Genomic DNA, 16,010 nt, shown 5'->3' with positions numbered 1-16,010 from the left:
CTGGGCCACTGCTTACCGCTTCTTGGACTCCGGGCGGTCGGCCCGCCTGCGCCGCCGCGCCGCCAGCGGCAGCACCGGCAGGACCGCCGCGACGGCGACGCCCTCGGGGGCGACCGTCAGGGACGCGGCCGCGGAGGACTTCTGGTCCAGGCCCTGGTCGAAGGTGTCCGGGATCGGCAGCGTGCCCCAGCGGTTGATCGGCCAGGCCTTCACGATGGCGCGGCCGACGACCTTGTCGACGGGGACCATGCCGTGGTTCTTGTCGGACTGGTTGTACCGGGAGTCACGGGAGTTCTGGCGGTGGTCGCCCATCACCCAGATGAAGCCCTTGGGGACCTTCACCTTGAACTGTCCGCCCTGGTCGTCCTGGGTGCACGGCGTGTTGCCGGGGTAGATGTACGGCTCGTTCAGCGCTTTGCCGTTGACCACGAGCGGACCGGTGCCCTTGCACTGGACCGTGTCGCCGCCGACCCCGATCACGCGCTTGATCAGGTCCTTCTCCTCGGCGGACGGCATCAGGCCGATCCAGCTGAGCACCTTCTGCACCGGGTTCGGGGTCGGGGTCGGCTCGCCCGCCAGCCAGTTGTCCGGGTCGTGGAAGACGACGACCTCGCCGCGCTCGGGCTTGGAGCCGAACCACGGGGTCAGCTTGTCGACCAGGACACGGTCACCCTGCTGAAGGGTGTTCTGCATCGAGTCGGACGGAATCGAGAACGCCTGCACCAGAAAGGTCTTGATCAGCAGGGCCAGGACCAGCGCGATGACGACCAGGATCGGCAGCTCCTTCCAGAAGGAGCGCGGCTTCTTCGGCTGCCGGGCGCCCTCGCCCGCGTTCCCGTCCGTTCCCTCGCCCTCGGTCCGGGGCTCCGGCCCGTCCTCGGGTGTCCCGTCTCCGGCCGCCGAGAAGTCGGAGTTCCCAGAGGTCACGGCGCCGTCCGGAGCGGGACCGCTCGCCTCGACGGGGTGCCCGCGGTGCTCCTCGCCGTCGTGTCCCGACCGTGCGCCAACCGCCACATCCCCCACGCCAACTCCTTACTCTCTGCCGCCGCCTGCCCCGGATACGGTGCAGGCCCACTACTCCCATAACGAGCGGGAGTTCCGCAGGGATCGGGAGTCGGGTCGTTCCGTTCGGATCGTCGGAGGCAACCCTATGCGACGGCCGAGGGGCCGCGGTCGACCCCGACACGGTGTTCCCAACGCTTGCGAAGGTTTTAGGTTCATCGAGCATGGTCCAGTGGCCGAAGGGCCAGCCGATGGCCCGGGCCCGGCCGACCACCGAGTCCTCGGAGACCGTTCCGCCGTACGGGGTGTTCTGGTGGGCGCGGGAGTCCGCGGAGTCGTCCCGGTGGTCGCCCATCACCCACAGGCGCCCCTTGGGCACGGTGATGTCGAAGGGGGTCGAGGACGGGGAGTTCCCCGGATACAGGTAGTCCCCCTCGGTCAGCGGGGCGCCGTTCACGGTGACCCGGCCCTGTGCGTCGCAGCACTTGACGTGGTCCCCGCCGACGCCGATGACCCGCTTGATGAGGTCCTTCTCGTTGTCCGAGGGCAGCAGGCCGATGAAGCTGAGGCCTTCCTTGACCTGCTTGACGCCGATCGGGTCGTTCTTCTTGGCGGTCTGCTCGTCGGCCAGCCAGCCGCCCGGGTCGTGGAAGACGACGACGTCCCCGCGCTGCGGCTTGGAGCCGAACCACGGGGTGAACTTGTCGACCAGGACACGGTCCCCGATCCGGATCGTCTGCTCCATGGAGCCCGAGGGGATCACGAAGGCCTGGACGAGGAAGGTCTTCAGGACCAGCGCTATCAGGACGGCGACACCGACGAGGAGCGGGATCTCCCGCACGGCCGACCGCCTGCGCTTGCGCTTCACCTTGCGCTGGAGTTTTCGCCGCTCCGCGCGTGTGCGGCCCCCGACCGGGGCGGAGGTGCGGCGGGAGCCGGTGGGCAGCAGGTTGTCCGCGGGCGTGCTGGGCACCCCGCGCGGCTTGCCGCGGTTACCCATGCGTACCCTCCGGGGCCGGGACGCGTGCATAGGCGGAGGGCCGCGTCAGATGGGTCCAGTGGGCGTACGGCCAGGCGATCCAGTCGGCCCGGCCGATGACGTCGCCGACGGGGATCATGCCGCCGCCGGGCGAGCCGAGGTGGTCGCGGGAGTCGCTGGAGTCGCTGCGGTGGTCCCCGAGGACGAACAGACGGCCCGCGGGCACGACGACGTCGAAGGGGACGCTGGACGGGGTGTCCCCGGGATACAGGAACGCCGTCTCGTCGACCGGCCGGCCGTTCACCTTCAGCCTCCCCTCCTTGTCGCAGCAGACCACACGATCTCCCCCCACCCCTACAACGCGCTTGACGTAGTCGGCGTCCCCGAAATACCCGGTCCCGTCGAAGACAACCACGTCACCGCGGCGCGGCAGGGCACCGAAACGGTACGCCAACTTATTTACGAGAACGCGGTCGCCGATCCTCAATCCCTGTTCCATCGATCCGCTCGGAATCTGGAACGGTTGCACCACGAAAGCGTTGAGGAGCAGCAAAAACGCCAGGCAGACGAAGAGGGTGAGGGTGACCCTGCCGCCCGGCAGCCACTCGGCGACCCGCGACACCAACGCAAAACGCGACCGGCCCTCCGCGCCCGGAGTACCGGGGTGGGAGGAGCGGTCGCGTGCTGTCGGCTGTGCTTCGGTGTCCATCGGGGCCAGATGCTATCCGGCCCCGCTGTGACTCCGGGAAAGCGCTCAGTTCTCGCGCTTCTCCTTGATCTTCGCGGCCTTGCCGCGCAGGTCACGGAGGTAGTACAGCTTGGCGCGGCGCACGTCACCCTTGGTGACCAGCTCGATCTTCTCGACGATCGGGGTGTGCACCGGGAAGGTGCGCTCGACGCCGACGGAGAACGAGACCTTGCGGACCGTGAAGGTCTCGCGGACACCGGAGCCCTGGCGGCGGATCACAACGCCCTTGAACTGCTGCACACGGGAGCGGTTGCCCTCGATGACGCGGACGTGGACGTTGACGGTGTCACCCGGGCGGAAGGCCGGGATGTCGCTGCGCAGCGACGTGGCGTCGACGGAGTCGAGCAGGTGAGACATTTCGTCTGCTTTCTTCGCTGATGCCACAGGTCATCAACGGAAGTTGGGTGTACAAGAGGTGTGCCGTGCGGGTCGGGGCGGGCGTCGTGTCCCCCTGTGGCAGGGGCGCACGCCGGACGGGCGCACAACAGCGGTCTATTCTTCCACGGCCTCGGTCCTGCGCCAAAATCGGCCGTACGGCTCGCCCTCCGGGTCCGGGGCCCAGCCCAGGATGGAGAGCATCTCGCGGTCCTTCTTGTCGAAGGCCTTGGGGTCGCAGCGCTCGATCAGATCGGGACGGTTGGCCGTCGTACGCCTCAGGGCCTCGTCGCGGCGCCAGCGGGCGATCCTGCCGTGGTGGCCGCTGAGCAGCACGTCCGGGATGTCCCGCCCGCGCCACAGGGGCGGCTTGGTGTAGACGGGGCCTTCGAGGAGGCTCGCCATCGCTCCCGGCGCGAAGGAGTCGTCCCGGTGGGACTCCGCGTTGCCGAGGACGCCGGGCAGCAGCCGCGCGACGGCCTCCGTGATCACCAGTACGGCCGCCTCGCCGCCGGCGAGGACGTAGTCGCCGATGGACACCTCGTACACCGGCATCCGCGTGGCGTACTCGTCCATGACACGCCGGTCGATGCCCTCGTAGCGGGCCGGCGTGAAGAGCAGCCAGGGGCGCTCGGAGAGTTCGACGGCCAGTTCCTGGGTGAAGGGTCGGCCGCTCGGGGTGGGGACGATCAGCGCGGGGGCCCGGGCTCCGGTCTCGTAGCCGTCGGCGAGCACCGTGTCCAGCGCGTCGCCCCACGGGTCGGTCTTCATGACCATGCCGGGGCCGCCGCCGTACGGCGTGTCGTCGACCGTGTTGTGCCGGTCGTACGTCCAGGTCCGCAGATCGTGCACATGGACGTCGAGCTGTCCGCGCGCGCGTGCCTTGCCGACGAGGGAGACGTTCAGGGGGTCCAGGTACTCGGGGAAGATCGTGACGACGTCGAGCCTCATGCGCTGTCTTCCCCGGACTTTTCCCCGGACTCTTCCCCAGGCTCTTCGCCGGACTCTTCCCTGGGGCCTTCCCCGGATTCTTCCCTGGACGAGGCGATCTCGGCACGGTCGTCGATCAGGCCCGGCGGGGGCGCGATGACCGCCTTCTGCTCCTCCAGGTCGATCTCGGTGACGATCTCCTCCACGAAGGGAATCATCACCTCGCTGCCGTCCGGGCGCTCCACGATGAAGAGGTCCTGGGAGGGCAGGTGCGAGATCTCCGTGATCCGGCCGACCTCCGTGCCGTCCTCGGTGACCACGTCGAGGTCGATGAGCTGGTGGTCGTAGTACTCGTCCTCGTCCTCGGGGAGTACCTCGGGGTCGACCTCGGCGATCAGCAGGGTGTTGCGCAGGGCCTCGGCGCCGTTGCGGTCGCTGACACCCTCGAAGCGCAGGAGCAGGCGGCCGCTGTGCACGCGGCCGGTGGCGATGGTGAGCGGCCCGGTGGAAGCCGGGTCGGTGGCCAGGACGGCGCCCGGGGCGAGCCTGAGCTCGGGCTCGTCGGTACGTACCTCGACGGTGACCTCGCCCTTGATGCCGTGGGCGCGGCCGATCCGTGCGACTACCAGCTGCACGTGTACAGATCTCCTGTCATACGACTGCGGGCCGGGGACGGCCCAGTGGCCCTCCCCGGCCCGAGCCGGTTGCGATGAAGCGTCAGCGGACGTGGTCCACGTCGACGAGGTCGACGCGGACACCGCGGCCGCCGATGGCGCCCACGACGGTACGCAGAGCGCGCGCGGTACGGCCGTTGCGGCCGATCACCTTGCCGAGGTCGTCGGGGTGGACCCGGACCTCCAGCACACGCCCGCGGCGCAGGTCGCGCGAGGCGACCTGCACATCGTCAGGGTTGTCGACGATGCCCTTCACGAGGTGCTCAAGCGCCTCTTCGAGCATGCTGCTCAGGCCTCGGTCGACTCGGACTCGGCAGCGGCCTCGTCCTTCTTCTCAGCCTTCTTCTTCTGGGTGATCGCCTCACCCTTGCCCTCGTCGTCACCGCCGAGAGCCTCGAACGACGGACGCCCGGCCTTCGGCTCGGCAACGAGCAGCGGCGCGGGGGCCGGCTCGCCCTTGAACTTCTGCCAGTCGCCGGTCTTCTTCAGGATGGCGAGGACGGGCTCGGTCGGCTGCGCGCCGACACCCAGCCAGTACGCCACGCGATCGGCGTCCACCTCGATGACCGACGGGTTGTAGGTCGGGTGGTACTTGCCGATCTCCTCGATGGCCCGGCCGTCACGGCGGGTACGGGAGTCGGCGACGACGATGCGGTAGTGAGGCGAACGGATCTTGCCCAGACGCTTCAGCTTGATCTTGACTGCCACGGGAGTGGATTCTCCTGGTTTTGACGTGGTTGGGCACGGCGAGAGAGCCGCGTGGGGTTGCGGTACCCGAGTGCCCGATGGACGCGTCAGCCGGAGGAGAGAGGGGTCCTGTGCGGCTGTCGAGTACAGCTAGCCATTGTGCCACACCCTGCGGGGCGCTTCCGGACGTGGGGTGGACGGGCATGGGCATGCCGACGAGGCACCCGGCGCAGAGGTGAGGAACGTCGGGTGCACGAGGCCCGGCGGGGGAGCCGGGTACGGCTGCCACGAGCAGCCGTACCCCTAGCCCACCGCCGCGCCCACGACCTCCGGGATGCGGAACGGCTTGCCGCAGCCGCCGCACACGATGGGGGCCTGGGCCAGGACCGACGGGACCACCCGGACGTTGCGGCCGCAGTCGCAGACGGCCTTCACACGCACGCCGCCGCCGGAGGAGCCGTGGCGGGCGGCCGGGCCGCGGAAGGTGCGGGAGGTGTCGGCGGAGGTGGCCACCGTGTGGGCCTTCAGAGCGCGCTGGAGGCGCTCGATCGTCGGTCGGTAGCGCCGCTTGGCCTCAGGGTTGAGCGTGACCAGCGAGAAGCCGCTGCTGGGGTGCGGTTCCTCGGGGTGGTCCAGGCCCAGCTCCTCCGCGATCGCGAGGAACCTGCGGTTGTGGTAGCGGCCGGCCCGGGAGGTGTCGCGTACGCCGCGGGCCGCGGCGATGCCGTGGACTGCCTCATGGAGCAGTCGTTCGAAGGAGAGTTCGTGACCGCACGCGGACGACGACTCTCCGATCAGGGACTCTGGCGCGGCAAGGTCCGGCAGCTCGGGGTGGTACCGCTGAATGTCGGCCCACGCCTGCGCCAGCTCTGCGGCGAGAACAGGTGGTGTCTGTGTCGTGCTCACGTAATCACAACGAGCGGGGGTGCCGCTGTGTTCCTATTCCGGGGCATCCCAAATAATTTGCACGTACCCGTCAGTTGCCACTGATGCGTACTGACGAGGGCGGGTGCGCTGATCTGCGGAGAAGCCTCACAGCTCGTCACAAGCCGGTGCGTAGTCCCACGTACGACCCGGCGCGTAGCCCGGTACGGCAGTGGTCGTCGGAAGGCACAAGAGCTCTTTCGGCCGCTCTCGTGGATCGGGCCACTGTCTCTCTCAGCGCCCGGGACGCCCGCGACGTTACCGGGTGCCGGCCCGTGCCCCGGCTCCGGGAGGTCCCGGAGGTTGCCCGGATGTGAAATCTCGCCACAGTGAGCTGCCCTCGCCAAGCCGGGCGCCACGACCCCTGGACGCCACCGCGAGCCGGGAGTTACCTGGCATACGTGGATGGTGCGAGCGCACGGCACGGGGGCCACGCAATCGGGCACAGCGACGAACAGTCGGCGGATTGGGGCGCTTACCTATGACACCTACGCTCGTGCGGGAACACCTGTCTCACGCGGGTTCCGTACCGGTCCGCGTGGACCGGAACGCACGCGCGCGTGACTGGTCCGAGATCCAGGAGCGGATGCTGGTCCCGCTCTACGAGGCCGTCTACGAGCGCCTTGAAGTGGGTCCCCTCACCCGGCTGCTGGGCCTGCGCTGCGGTACCGGGCTCGCCCTGCTGATGGCGGCCTCCAGAGGGGCCGCGGTCACGGGTGTCGACGCCTCCCCCGAGCGGCTCGCCCTCGCCCGCGAGCGTCTGCTGCCGGACCCCGCGCGCGGCACGCGCGCGCGTACGGCCGCGAAGCTCCTCGACGGCTCGCCCGCGGACGCGGCCGACGCGCAGACGCCCGCGTACACCGTGGTGACCGTCTTCGAGCCGATCGGCTGCCTGGCGGGCGACTCGGAGGGGCTCGGTGAGCTGCTGGCGGACGCGCTGCCGCTGGCCGGGCGCGGGGCGGCCGTGGTGCTGGCCGGATGGGGTCCGCCGGAGCGCTGTGCCACCTCTTCGGTCCTGCGGGTGGCGACGAAACTGGCCGATCCCCTGCGCAGAGCGGGCAGCTGGCGCCCTGCCCGCCGTGACGACCTGGAGGAGGTCGCCCAGCGGGCCGGGCTGAAACCGGACGGCTCGGGGCGGGTGGCCTGCCCGTTCGGCTACGCCGACCTCGACAGCGCCGTACGCGGTCTGCTGTCGACGGGCCTGTTCGACGCGGCGATCGCGGCGACCGACCGCAAGCAGGTGGACAAGGAGCTGGTGGAGGCGCTGCACCCGCACCGCCGCCCCGACGGCACGGTCTGGATGCCGAACGTGTTCCGGTACCTGATCGCCCGCGTACGCTGACGCTCCGCCGGGAGTGCGGTGCCGGTGGGGTGGTCTCGGTGGGTGCTCTGCGGATGCTTAGTCTGCGGATGCTTCGTCTGCCAGTGCTTCGCCTGCGGGTGCTTCGCCTGCGGGTGCTTCGTGGCTGGTCGGGCAGTTCCCCGCGCCCCTTTTCCTGCAGCCCCTCGCACAGTGCCCCGCACCCCGGTGGGGCACGGTGGGGCTCAGGCCTCGGGGTCCTTGGTCAGGCGTGTGATGCCGGCGATGCGGTAGGCGTCCGCCTCCTCCAGGGTCTCGTTCTCCAGCAGCGCCTCGGCCAGGGCGTCCAGCCGGCTGCGGTGGTCGCGGAGTTTGTGGAGGGCCTCCTCGTAGCACTCGTCGACGATGCGGCGCATCTCGCCGTCGATGACGTCGAGGGTGTGCGGGGCGGCCGACAGTCCGTAGGCCTGCTGGGCGTCGCTCGGGAGGGCGGAGAGCCGGCCGACGCGTTCGCTCATGCCCCAGCGGGCCACCATTCCGCGCGCGATGTTGGTGACCTGTTCGAGGTCGTTCTCCGCGCCCGTGGTGACGACTCCGTAGACGACGTCCTCCGCCGCCATGCCGCCCAGGGCGCCGATGATGCGGCCGCGCAGGTACTCCTCCGAGTGCGCGTACCGCTCCACCTCGGGCGTGGACATCGTCACGCCGAGCGCCCGGCCGCGCGGCACGATGGTGATCTTGCGGACGGGGTCGGCGCCGGGCTGCAGCATGCCGAGCAGGGCGTGGCCGCTCTCGTGGTACGCGGTGCGGCGGCGGTCCTCCTCGGGCATCACCAGGGTGCGTTCGGCGCCCAGCTGGACCTTCTCCAGCGCCTCGGACAGGTCCGCGCCGGTGACCTGCTGCTGCTTGCGCTTGACCGCGAGCAGGGCGGCCTCGTTGGCGAGATTGGCCAGATCCGCGCCGGTCATGCCCGGGGTCACCCGCGCCATCTGGGTCAGGTCGACGTCGGGGGCGAGCGGGATCTCCCGGGTGTGGATGCGCAGGATCGACTCCCGCCCGCCGCGGTCCGGCGGGGCCACGGTCACCACCCGGTCGAAGCGGCCGGGGCGGGTCAGCGCCGGGTCCAGGATGTCCGCGCGGTTCGTCGCCGCGATGACGATCACGCCCTCGGAGCCGGAGAAGCCGTCCATCTCGGTGAGGATCTGGTTCAGTGTCTGCTCGCGCTCGTCATGGCCGCTCAGCGACGCGCCGCCGCCGCGCATCCGCCCGATGGTGTCGATCTCGTCGATGAAGATGATCGACGGCGCCACCTTGCGCGCCTCGGCGAACAGCTCACGGACACGGGAGGCGCCGACGCCGACGATCATCTCGATGAACTCGGACGCCGAGGCGGAGAAGAACGGCACACCGGCCTCACCTGCCACCGCCCGCGCGAGCAGGGTCTTGCCGGTGCCGGGCGGCCCCGCGAGGAGCACACCGCGCGGGAGCTTCGCGCCCATCCTGCGGTAGGCGTCGGGGTTCTCCAGGAAGTCGACGACGTCGTCCAGTTCGCCCTTGACCTCGTCGATGCCGGCCACGTCCGCGAACGTCGTGCGCTCGGTCCCGGGTCGCAGCTCGACCGGTTTCGGCGGCGCCTTGCGGCCGAACATGCCGCCGGCGCCGCCCAGGCCCGCGCCGATCCGCCGGGCGAAGAAGACCCACACGGCGACCAGGATGACGATCGGGATCAGCGAGATCAGCAGGTTGGACAGGAAGCCGCGCTCCTGCACGACCGGCCGTGCGGTCACCGTGACCCCGTGGCTGCTCAGATTCTGCCACAGCTTGTCGTCCGCGAAGGCCGGGCGCTGGGTCTTGAACTTGGTGTACGTGCCACCGCCCTCGGGATTGGCCCGGGGGCTCTTGAGTTCGCCCTGGATCGCATCGCCCTTGGAGTAGATCTTGGCGACGTTGCCGTCGCCGACCTCCTTGCTGAACTCCGTGTACGAGACCGTCGGCTCGTTGCCCTGGCCGAGGTAGTTCAGGCCCACGTAGGCGAGCAGGAAGACGATCACCGCGGTGATCAGCAGGCCCCACCATTTGCCGCCCCTGAGTCCACCGCCGGGCCGCCGGGGCGACTCGTCCGGGGTGCCCTCGGCGCGCCACGGCTGGTCAGGGGCCTTGCGTGGGGGCACCGCATTGCTCATATCTGGACGTTACGGCACATGACGGCGCACGGCACACGCTGAGGGCGCCTCCCTGACGGAGAGGCGCCCTCGGTGACGTTCGACTGCGGCGGGCGCAGGCCCTTCCGTCAGCCCATGAACTTCTTGAACTCCTCGGGCAGCTCGAAGTCCTGGCCGCCCTGCTGCGGCAGCCCGAAGGCGCCGCCCTGTGCGGCCGCCTCCCGGCGCTGCGCCTCCTCCAGCTCCTGCTGCTTGCGCTTCATCGGGTTGCCGGAGCGCTGCTTGCCCTTGGCCTTCTTCGGCTGCTTCTTGGTCCGGCCGGGGCCGCCGCCCATGCCCGGGATCCCCGGCATGCCGGGCATGCCGCCGCCCTGGGCCATGCGGGACATCATCTTGCGGGCGTCGAAGAACCGCTCCACGAGGTTCTTCACGGCGCTGACCTCGACGCCTGAACCCTTGGCGATACGGGCACGGCGGGAGCCGTTGATGATCGTCGGGTCCTGGCGCTCGCCCGGGGTCATCGACTTGATGATCGCGGCGGTGCGGTCGACGTCCCGCTCGTCCAGGTTCTGGATCTGGTCCTTGATCTGGCCCATGCCCGGGAGCATCCCGAGGAGCTTGGAGATGGAGCCCATCTTGCGGACCTGCTCCATCTGGGCGAGGAAGTCGTCGAGGGTGAAGTCCTGACCCTTCTTGGACGCCAGCTTCGAGGCCATCTTGGCGGCCTCTTCCTGGCTGAAGGTCTTCTCCGCCTGCTCGATCAGGGTGAGCAGGTCACCCATGTCGAGGATGCGGGAGGCCATCCGGTCCGGGTGGAACGCGTCGAAGTCGTCCAGCTTCTCGCCGTTCGACGCGAACATGATCGGCTTGCCGGTGACCTGGCGGATCGACAGGGCCGCACCACCGCGGGCGTCACCGTCGAGCTTGGAGAGCACCACGCCGTCGAAGCCGACACCGTCGCGGAAGGCCTCGGCCGTGTTGACGGCGTCCTGACCGATCATCGCGTCGACGACGAACAGGATCTCGTCCGGGGAGACGGCGTCGCGGATGTCCGCGGCCTGCTGCATCATCTCCTGGTCGATGCCCAGGCGGCCGGCGGTGTCCACGATCACGATGTCGTGGACCTTGGACTTCGCGAAGTCGATGGAGTCCTTGGCGACCTTCACCGGGTCGCCGACGCCGTTGCCCGGCTCCGGGGCGTAGACGGCGACACCGGCACGCTCGGCGACGACGCTCAGCTGGTTGACGGCGTTCGGGCGCTGGAGGTCGGCGGCGACCAGCAGCGGCGAGTGGCCCTGCTCCCCCAGCCACCGGCCGAGCTTGCCCGCGAGGGTGGTCTTACCGGCACCCTGCAGACCCGCCAGCATGATCACGGTCGGGGGCTGCTTGGCGAAGCGCAGGCGCCGGGTCTCGCCACCGAGGATGGTGACGAGCTCGTCGTTGACGATCTTCAGGACCTGCTGGGCCGGGTTCAGCGCCTTGGAGACCTCGGCGCCGAGCGCACGCTCCTTGACGTTCTTGACGAACGTGCGGACGACGGGGAGAGCCACGTCCGCCTCGAGGAGCGCGATGCGGATCTCCCGAGCGGTGGCGTCGATGTCCGCCTCGGAGAGCCGTCCCTTGCCGCGCAGGTTCTTGAAAGTCGCTGACAGGCGATCGGAGAGAGTGTCGAACACGGCGCTCGCGGTCCTCGGGGTCGGTGATGGCTTCAGGGAATCGCCCTCCAGGGTATCCCGGCGGTGAACTCACCGGGGAAGGGTCATCCCCGCAGGGTCTCCTCCAGTACTCGGGCCAGCGATGCCGCGTCCTGGGCGGGCAGGGGTGCGCCGGTGCCGGTGGTGACGTAGAACGCGTCGACGGCGTTGGAGCCCAGGGTGCTGACGTGCATGCTCCGCACCCGTACTCCCGCCTTTTCCAGGGCCGTCCCGATCCGGTGCAGCAGCCCGGGAGCGTCCTGCGTCCTGACCTCGATCACGGTGGCGTGGTGGGAGGCCGCCGGGGCCACGGTCACGCGGGGCGGCGGGGCCACCCAGCCGCGGCGGCGGGGGTAGGCCGCATCACGCTCGGCGAGACGGCCCGCGATGTCCAGGGAGCCGTCCAGGGCGCGGACGAGGTCGGCGCGCAGCCGGGCCGCCTGGGGCAGCGAGCCGTACTCGGCGGCGACCCGCCAGTTGAGCAGCAGCACCGAGCCGTCGTCGACGTCGTCGGGCAGGCACACGACCCGCAGCTCCGCCGTCCGCACGGTCAGGCGGTGCACGGCGAGGACACCGGCGACCGCGGGCAGCACGGCGGGCTGGTCCGGTACGGCGATGAGCAGTTCGACGCCGAGCGGCTCGGGCTCACCGGTGGTGTCCTCCTCCGGCACCGGCTCGGTCTGTGCGCGCAGGGAGAGCACCGGGCTGCCGGTGCGGAAGGCCTCGATGGCGAGGCGCTCCTGCTCGGCGGTGGGGGCGCCGGGCTCGGGTTCGTCGGGGGCGTCTCCGGCGAGGACGGCCGAGGCGCGCCGCACCAGATCGGCGACGAGGGAGCCGCGCCAGGAGGACCAGGCGGCCGGGCCGGTGGCCAGCGCGTCCGCCTCGGTGAGGGCGTGCAGCAGTTCCAGGGTGCTCTGCGTGCCGACGGCCTCGGCGACCGAGCGGACCGTCGCCGGGTCCTCCAGGTCGCGGCGCGTGGCCGTCTCGACGAGCAGCAGGTGGTGGCGGACGAGCGTGGACAGCACCGTCACGTCCGCGCGGTCGAAGCCGATCCGGGTGGCCACGTCCCTGGCGATGATCTCCCCGGCCACGGAGTGGTCGCCGGGCCAGCCCTTGCCGATGTCGTGCAGCAGTGCGGCGACGAGGAGCAGGTCGGGGCGGCTGACACGGCGGGTCAGCTCGGAGGCGCGGACCGCCGTCTCGATCAGGTGCCGGTCCACGGTCCAGATGTGGACGGCGTTGCGCTGCGGGCGGCAGCGGACCCTTTCCCAGTCCGGCAGCAGGCTGCTGATCAGGCCTTCCGCCTCCAGAGCCTCCCAGACGTCGACGGTCGGGCGGCCCGAGCCGAGCAGGGTCACCAGCTGTTCGCGGGCCTCGGCGGGCCACGGCGTGGGCAGCGGGCGCGCGGTGGCGGCCATGCGCCGTACGGCGTGCAGGGAGAGCGGGAGCCCGGCCTGCGCGGCGGCGGCCGCGGCACGCAGCGGGAGCACGGGGTCGCGTTCGGGGCGCGCGGTGCGGGCGAGCCCCACTTCGCCGTCCTGCTCCACCACGCCCTCGGCCAGCGGGGAGCGCTCGACGACCGGCTTGCCGCCGCCCAGCATGGCGCGCAGGCGAGGGCGGACGGCGCGCGAACGCAGCACGCGCCCCACCTCGCGCCAGGTGACGTCACTGGCGTACGAGATCACCCGCGCCGCCTCGTAGACCTGCCGCAGCAGGGTGTCGGCGTCCAGCAGGGCCAGCTCGGCCGCCACCTGGTCCTGCTCCTGGAGGGCGAGCCGGTCGGTGGCGCGGCCGGTGGCCAGATGGAGGGCGTCGCGGACGTCCAGCAGCCGCCGGCGCGCGTCCGCGAGGCCCTCGCGCGGGGCGTCGGCCAGCCAGGAGGCGGCCACGGCGCGCAGGGCGGTGGCGTCCCGGAGACCGCCGCGGGCCTCCTTGAGGTCGGGTTCCAGGAGGTACTGCAGCTCGCCCTGGCGCCGGGCGCGGTCGGCGCAGAGTTCCTGGAGCTCGGGGAGGCGTTTGGGGGCCTGGTTGCGCCAGTCGGCGAGGACTGCGGTGCGCAGTGAGGCGGTGAGGCCGAGGTCGCCGGCGAGGTGGCGGGCGTCCAGGAGGCCGAGGTGGACTTTCAGATCCTCGCCGGCCGTCTTGCGGGCCTCGGCCGGGGTGCGCACGGAGTGGTCGAGGGCGAGGCCGAGGTCCCAGACGGGGTACCAGAGCCGGTCGGCGAGGGCGGCGACCGCGCTCGGGTCGCCGCCGTCGTGCAGCAGCAGGAGGTCGAGGTCGCTGCGCGGGGACAGCTCGCCGCGGCCGTAGCCGCCGACCGCGACGAGCGAGACGCCCGTGAGTCCCCCGGCCGCCGCCGTGAAGAGGCCGGTCAGCCAGTCGTCGGTCAGCTCGGCGAGGGCCGTACGGCGCGACGGCCCGGACCGCGCCCCTTCGGTGAGGAGGCGCAGCCGGGCCGCCGCATAGCCGCTGGGTCCCGAGTCGTCCGCTTCGTTCCGCACATCCGTACCCGTCACCCAGCGACTCCTGTCCTTCTGTCGTGTCAGAGCGCGTCCGGGCCGCGCTCGCCGGTACGGACCCGTACGGCCGTTTCGACCGGCAGGGACCAGACCTTGCCGTCACCGATCTTGCCGGTGCGGGCCGCCTTGACGACGACCTCGATCAGCTGCTCGGCGTCGTCGTCCTCGGCCAGCACCTCGATGCGGATCTTGGGGACCAGGTCGACGGTGTACTCGGCTCCGCGGTAGACCTCGGTGTGGCCCCGCTGACGACCGTAACCGCTCGCTTCGGTCACCGTCAGTCCGTGGACGCCGAAGGCCTGCAGGGCCTCCTTGATCTCGTCGAGCCGGTGGGGCTTGACGACGGCGGTGATGAGCTTCATGCGTCCACCTTCTTGGTCTGCGCGGCGGCCAGGGCCGAAGAGGCTGCTGCGGAGCCGATGACACCGCCGCCGGCACCGCTGAAGTCGTAGGCGGTCTCGGCGTGCTCGGCCTGGTCGATGCCCGAGATCTCCTCGTCCTCGGAGACCCGCATGCCGATGGTCTTGTCGAGCAGGAAGGCGAGGACCGCGGAGACGATCAGCGAGTAGGCGAGGACCGCACCGACACCGGCGCACTGCTTCCAGAGCTGGGTGAAGGTGTGGTCGCCGTAGAAGACGCCCGTCGCGGTGGACTGGCCCTTGCCGGTGGCGAAGAAGCCGATGAGCAGGGAGCCGATGATGCCGCCGACCATGTGGACGCCGACGACGTCGAGCGAGTCGTCGTAGCCGAACCTGAACTTCAGCCCGACGGCGGCGGCGCAGGCGACACCGGCGATGGCGCCGACGGCGATCGCGCCGAGCGGGGAGACCGCGCCGCCGGAGGGGGTGATCGCGACCAGACCGGCGACCGCACCGGAGGCGGCACCCAGCGTGGTGAACGCGCCGTGCCGGATCTTCTCGTAGGCGAGCCAGGCCAGCATGGCGGCGGCGGTGGCGACCTGCGTGTTGACGAACATCAGCGCGCCGACGCCGTCGTCGTTGCCGAGCCACGAGCCGGCGTTGAAGCCGAACCAGCCGAACCACAGCAGACCGGCGCCGAGCATGACCAGCGGGAGGCTGTGCGGGCGCATCGGGTCCTTCTTGAAGCCGACGCGCTTGCCGATGACCAGGATCACGCCGAGGGCCGCGGCACCCGCGTTGATGTGGACCGCCGTACCACCGGCGAAGTCGATCACGCCGAGCTTGTAGGCCCAGCCGTCGGCGCCCCAGACCCAGTGGGCGACCGGGACGTAGACGATCGTGACCCACAGCGCGATGAACAGCGACCACGCGGAGAACTTGACGCGGTCCGCGAGGGCGCCGCTTATCAGGGCCGGCGTGATGATGGCGAACATCATCTGGAACACCATGAAGACGAAGATCGGGATGGTGTAGCCGTCCCACAGCTCCGTCAGCCCGATGTTGCTGAGGCCGAACCAGTCGGAGTTCCAGCCGATGAGGCTGTTGTTCGTGCCGAAGGCGAGGGAGAAGCCGTAGAGCACCCACAGGATGGTGACGATGCCCATGCTGATGAAACTCATCATGAGCATGTTGAGTGTGCTCTTGACGCGGACCATGCCTCCGTAGAAGAAGGCCAGGCCCGGGGTCATGATCAGCACCAGGGCGGAACAGATGAGCATGAAGCCTGTGTTCGCGGAGGACAGTTTGGGTGCCTCCGCGGCAAGCATGATGGCTGGGGCCATCGGCGTCTCCTCGTCGGTTGGTACGGCCCCGTGCGGGCGGTGCCTGAGCGGTCCGGTCAGTGAGGGGTGGGCCGGTTATGCGCCATGAGATTGACGCAGCGCGGTTTCGGTGGAGGCCCCTCGTTGTTTCGCCGGGGTGACGAAGACGCCTTACGTGTTACACGTCCATGAACTGCCGGATCTCCGGCGCGCCGATCGTTATCGTGGCGCAACCTTCCTCGACAGAAGGAAACCGGCCGCGGCGGGCCTCTCGATGACCTGGCATGGGGGAGCCGAGTCGGGCAGTTCGGGAGGACCGGCCGCGGCCGGAGCAT

At 70.5% G+C, this 16,010-nt stretch carries 14 protein-coding genes and 1 pseudogene; 1 reads left to right on the top strand and 14 read right to left on the bottom strand.

Annotation, left to right across the window (positions count from 1 at the left end; all coding sequences use genetic code 11):
- Positions 1–12: 12 nt before the first annotated feature.
- The 9 genes and pseudogenes from lepB (AB0H32_RS03320) to AB0H32_RS03280 form a co-directional block, all read right to left on the bottom strand.
- Positions 13–1,023: a signal peptidase I gene (gene lepB, locus AB0H32_RS03320; RefSeq protein ID WP_361113425.1), complete on the bottom strand. Its 1,011-nt coding sequence runs from the start codon at positions 1,021–1,023 to the stop codon at positions 13–15.
- Positions 914–2,002, bottom strand: a pseudogene (gene lepB / locus AB0H32_RS03315) (signal peptidase I); the annotation flags it as partial. The gene lepB (AB0H32_RS03320) and the pseudogene lepB (AB0H32_RS03315), both read right to left, overlap by 110 nt.
- Complete coding sequence (gene lepB, locus AB0H32_RS03310) at positions 1,995–2,690, bottom strand: signal peptidase I (RefSeq protein WP_361113422.1); 696 nt, start codon at positions 2,688–2,690, stop codon at positions 1,995–1,997. The gene lepB (AB0H32_RS03310) and the pseudogene lepB (AB0H32_RS03315), both read right to left, overlap by 8 nt.
- Before the next feature lie 45 nt (positions 2,691–2,735).
- Positions 2,736–3,086, bottom strand: a complete 351-nt coding sequence (gene rplS, locus AB0H32_RS03305; RefSeq protein ID WP_361113419.1) for a 50S ribosomal protein L19 — start codon at positions 3,084–3,086, stop codon at positions 2,736–2,738.
- Between the two features lie 135 nt (positions 3,087–3,221).
- Entirely contained in the window at positions 3,222–4,055 is an 834-nt protein-coding gene (trmD, locus tag AB0H32_RS03300) for a tRNA (guanosine(37)-N1)-methyltransferase TrmD (protein WP_361113416.1), read from the bottom strand.
- On the bottom strand, positions 4,052–4,669 hold the full coding sequence (gene rimM, locus AB0H32_RS03295; protein ID WP_361113413.1) for a ribosome maturation factor RimM: 618 nt from the start codon (positions 4,667–4,669) through the stop codon (positions 4,052–4,054). Before rimM ends, trmD begins: the two co-directional genes overlap by 4 nt.
- An 82-nt stretch (positions 4,670–4,751) precedes the next feature.
- Positions 4,752–4,991, bottom strand: coding sequence for an RNA-binding protein (locus tag AB0H32_RS03290; protein ID WP_005479813.1), 240 nt, complete (start codon positions 4,989–4,991; stop codon positions 4,752–4,754).
- Between the two features lie 5 nt (positions 4,992–4,996).
- Positions 4,997–5,416, bottom strand: coding sequence for a 30S ribosomal protein S16 (gene rpsP / locus AB0H32_RS03285; protein ID WP_361113410.1), 420 nt, complete (start codon positions 5,414–5,416; stop codon positions 4,997–4,999).
- Positions 5,417–5,698: 282 nt separating this feature from the next.
- Positions 5,699–6,301 (bottom strand): hypothetical protein, encoded by a 603-nt coding sequence (locus AB0H32_RS03280; protein ID WP_361113407.1) that lies wholly within the window; start codon positions 6,299–6,301, stop codon positions 5,699–5,701.
- Positions 6,302–6,800: 499 nt separating this feature from the next.
- Here AB0H32_RS03280 and AB0H32_RS03275 point away from each other — a divergent pair, with 499 nt between their 5' ends.
- On the top strand, positions 6,801–7,661 hold the full coding sequence (locus AB0H32_RS03275) for a class I SAM-dependent methyltransferase (protein WP_361113405.1): 861 nt from the start codon (positions 6,801–6,803) through the stop codon (positions 7,659–7,661).
- Between the two features lie 203 nt (positions 7,662–7,864).
- Here the strand turns inward: AB0H32_RS03275 and ftsH are convergent, their stop codons facing one another.
- The 5 genes from ftsH to AB0H32_RS03250 form a co-directional block, all read right to left on the bottom strand.
- Positions 7,865–9,802, bottom strand: a complete 1,938-nt coding sequence (ftsH, locus tag AB0H32_RS03270) for an ATP-dependent zinc metalloprotease FtsH (RefSeq protein WP_361113402.1) — start codon at positions 9,800–9,802, stop codon at positions 7,865–7,867.
- Between the two features lie 107 nt (positions 9,803–9,909).
- Positions 9,910–11,457 carry a signal recognition particle protein gene (gene ffh / locus AB0H32_RS03265; RefSeq protein WP_361113399.1) on the bottom strand — a complete coding sequence of 516 codons (1,548 nt, stop codon included), beginning with the start codon at positions 11,455–11,457 and terminating at the stop codon, positions 9,910–9,912.
- Positions 11,458–11,540: 83 nt separating this feature from the next.
- Positions 11,541–13,991 carry a [protein-PII] uridylyltransferase gene (locus AB0H32_RS03260; protein WP_361113396.1) on the bottom strand — a complete coding sequence of 817 codons (2,451 nt, stop codon included), beginning with the start codon at positions 13,989–13,991 and terminating at the stop codon, positions 11,541–11,543.
- Positions 13,992–14,017: 26 nt separating this feature from the next.
- Positions 14,018–14,356: a P-II family nitrogen regulator gene (locus AB0H32_RS03255; RefSeq protein ID WP_039656487.1), complete on the bottom strand. Its 339-nt coding sequence runs from the start codon at positions 14,354–14,356 to the stop codon at positions 14,018–14,020.
- On the bottom strand, positions 14,353–15,696 hold the full coding sequence (locus tag AB0H32_RS03250) for an ammonium transporter (protein WP_361113392.1): 1,344 nt from the start codon (positions 15,694–15,696) through the stop codon (positions 14,353–14,355). Before AB0H32_RS03250 ends, AB0H32_RS03255 begins: the two co-directional genes overlap by 4 nt.
- Between the last annotated feature and the right edge of the window lie 314 nt (positions 15,697–16,010).

The organism is Streptomyces sp. NPDC020362, assembly GCF_040642095.1.
In the GTDB taxonomy this organism is placed as follows: Bacteria; Actinomycetota; Actinomycetes; order Streptomycetales; family Streptomycetaceae; genus Streptomyces.
Note: the sequence above shows the minus strand (reverse complement) of the source record. Positions and strands in the feature narration are given on the sequence as shown.